5 protein-coding genes are annotated in these 2722 nt (G+C 39.2%); all 5 read right to left on the bottom strand.

Annotated features, from left to right (window positions below):
- Positions 1 to 26 precede the first annotated feature (26 nt).
- Positions 27 to 269 carry a hypothetical protein gene (locus ABLT31_RS38225; protein WP_367760948.1) on the bottom strand — a complete coding sequence of 81 codons (243 nt, stop codon included), beginning with the start codon at positions 267 to 269 and terminating at the stop codon, positions 27 to 29.
- A gap of 184 nt (positions 270 to 453) precedes the next feature.
- Positions 454 to 1371, bottom strand: a complete 918-nt coding sequence (locus ABLT31_RS38220; protein WP_367760947.1) for an ABC transporter substrate-binding protein — start codon at positions 1369 to 1371, stop codon at positions 454 to 456.
- Between the two features lie 23 nt (positions 1372 to 1394).
- Positions 1395 to 1526 carry a hypothetical protein gene (locus ABLT31_RS38215; RefSeq protein ID WP_367760946.1) on the bottom strand — a complete coding sequence of 44 codons (132 nt, stop codon included), beginning with the start codon at positions 1524 to 1526 and terminating at the stop codon, positions 1395 to 1397.
- A 208-nt stretch (positions 1527 to 1734) separates the two neighbouring features.
- The gene (locus ABLT31_RS38210; protein ID WP_367760945.1) at positions 1735 to 1929 is read right to left on the bottom strand and encodes a hypothetical protein; all 195 of its coding nucleotides are present in this window, start codon (positions 1927 to 1929) and stop codon (positions 1735 to 1737) included.
- A gap of 200 nt (positions 1930 to 2129) precedes the next feature.
- On the bottom strand, positions 2130 to 2722 hold a 593-nt coding region (locus tag ABLT31_RS38205), incomplete at its 5' end, for an ABC transporter substrate-binding protein (RefSeq protein ID WP_367760944.1).

Raw genomic sequence — 2722 nt, 5'->3', positions numbered from 1 at the left:
TTCTCCCATCCTATCTATCTCTAAAACTACTTGGCCAATAACGTCTGGCTGGCATGATTCTGCTTTTCTATATCAAACCATGCTTTAATACGCAACATTTCTTCCGTAGTATAATAACAGCTCATGAAGTCCATGTTCTCATCGGCTCGAGGATTTTCTGCCCGATAAAGCTTCATAAACATCTTTGCTTCCTCTTGTGACTCACAACGGTTAATTCCCTTGGTCAAAAAATCCTTAATCGTTACAAGTTTTTCGCCTTTCCAAATCATGATATAACCCTCCCTATATCGATGGTTTGTGAATTTCCATTGAAAGCATTTACAACAATATTTAATAGCAAATTTCATGCCAATCGTTTCTTCCTAATATTCTTAAAGATCTTAACCTTGGCCACTCGAATATTGTAGAAGAATTCTACTTCTTGGTGTAAAATTCTTCTACACTGTTGCAATATTACTCTCTTTTTAACAACAAGTTTGATTCGGTCAAAAATCCCCTTGCTACCTTTGTGACATCTTTGTCCTGTATATCTACTTCATATTGAAGCTCAAGCACTTTCTCTAAAGTAAGGTTATGGAGAATTTTACTTACCAAAGGCACAAGATCATGAATTTCTTGCTTGATAACCGGAGTTATATGAAAGGAAGGAAAAAGCAGCCGATCATCAACAAGTTCCAGCAGGTTGTATTCTTGAATTCGGCTATCTGAAGACCATCCAATCGCCACTTCCGTATGATTTTCATTTAGGGCCTGATAAATCTGGTGCGATTCTACTGAAACTAAATCCTTTTCAGGGATGATTAGCCCATAACCGATTTTAAGGCGATGTACCAGTTCTTTGTTCATCATCAATTCTTTATCTACGGCATATCTGATTTTTATCTTGTTTTGCTGAATTAACTCAGCCAAGTCACTGATCGTCTGAATCTTCCATTGACTAGCCTGAGATGACTTCATAAGTATGACCGGCTTATGCGCAAGTTTGCTTTCTGGCAGCCATACGAATCCTCTGGCCCTATCTTTTTCCATCAACTCTTGATAAGTCGTGACAGAATCGACAACCTCATCATTTTCTTCGGATGATTTCATCGCCAGATAGGTGGATTCCCAATACAAATCAATGACACCCGCTTCCAATGCTGAACGAAGCAGCTCAGAATCAGAAAAAGAGATTTCCTTTACGGTATAGCCTTGGTCCTTAAGTAAAATCCCTGTCATTTTAAGCAATAAGGCTGACAAGGTTCCGTTCTTCGCCCCGATCGTGATGGTTTTCTCAAAAGCAGGAGCAGGATCTTTACTGTTGCCGGGCTGTTGGCTATAGCTCAGCTCCTCCCACGGAAAAAACCAACCAATCAGTGCCAATATAATCATCAACCATTTAAGTGAAACATATTTCATAAAGAGATGCCGAGCTTCTGAAATACTTGAAAAAGTCTTTCATATAATTTCGCTCGTTCTTCCTGTGGCGGGTTTTTTAATAGAAGCTTTACGCAGGAATGCAGTTCGATTTCTAGTCGTTTATCCATGGAATTTGTCTCCTATCCAGTTCCATTATTTTTAACTTTTAATAATGCAAAATTCGTGCCATACTCATAGATTCCTTATATTACTGTATTTCAATAAAAAAAACGTAAATATTCTATCCAGTCCGCTGTAGAATTTTTCTACACCTGTATGCAATTTCAACAAAAAAACTCCGCTCACAAGTCCATATAGACTGCGGCGGAGCTGAATTTACTCGCTGAATGAATTTTCGGCATCACAATGCTGACAAAAAACGATAAGGTTCTCATCATCCCAATCTTCAAGATGGTGATCTTTCCTTTCTCCCACAAACCAATGCATCTCATCTGTTTCATCTTGGAAGGAGATCTTCCATCCCATCAATTCTTGGCAATGAATGCATCGATGTTCTTGTACGAAGTCCATTAAAGAACCCTCCTTTTTAATGATTCTAAAAAAAAATGGGCGCATAGGCGCCTAAAAAAAGTAACTAAGTGGTTGGAGGAAATACGATGCAGGCATAACACAACCTATGATTATATTATAATCACGATTATATAAAATGTCAACATAATTAGGAATTATCTATCCAAATGAAAAAGATCCCAGACAACGGGATCTTTCCTCTACTTCTTTAACAAATCATTTTCTTTCAAGAACTGTCTAGCTACGGCGAATGCATCTTGATGCAGTACCTCAACCTTGTAAGTAAGGTCTATCATCACTTCATTATTTAGCTTTTTTGATATCTGACCCAATAGTTCTGCAATCTCGGGATGGGAGTCCATGGTCTCTTGCCTTATGATGGGGGCAACATGATAGGGTGGAAAAACATCACGGTCATCTTCAAGTGCCGTTAAATGATACTTCTTGATCCGGCTGTCCGCCACCCATCCGACGGCCACTTGAACCCTTGATTCCTTGACAGCTTGAGCCAGCAGATTATTCTCTACCGCAAGGACATTTTCATCTTTGATGGAAAAGCCGTAAACCTCGTTCAGCCTTTTTACCCCATCCTCTCTTCGCAAAAACTCCTCATTGACAGCAAATTTCATAGATTGGAGTTCAATTTCTACATTTTCTTGATTTGTATACCTAGCCAGGTCACTAATCGTTTGGATATTCAAATTTTTCGCGAGGTCCTCTCTCATCAGAATGACCCAGGAGCTATCAAAGTCAGAGCGTGGAAGCCAAATCAAGCCCTTTTTGCCATCCTCCT

It is taken from the genome of Ammoniphilus soli, assembly GCF_040813775.1.
The sequence above is the reverse complement of the archived record's forward strand: the minus strand, read 5'-3'. Positions and strand labels throughout refer to the sequence as shown.

What these genes read in the sequence shown, in the direction of transcription:
- ABLT31_RS38225 (WP_367760948.1), bottom strand. Translation starts at nt 269, where the DNA reads ATGATTTGGAAAGGCGAAAAACTTGTAACGATTAAGGATTTTTTGACC.
- ABLT31_RS38220 (WP_367760947.1), bottom strand. Translation starts at nt 1,371, where the DNA reads ATGATTATATTGGCACTGATTGGTTGGTTTTTTCCGTGGGAGGAGCTG.
- ABLT31_RS38215 (WP_367760946.1), bottom strand. Translation starts at nt 1,526, where the DNA reads ATGGATAAACGACTAGAAATCGAACTGCATTCCTGCGTAAAGCTTCTA.
- ABLT31_RS38210 (WP_367760945.1), bottom strand. Translation starts at nt 1,929, where the DNA reads ATGGACTTCGTACAAGAACATCGATGCATTCATTGCCAAGAATTGATG.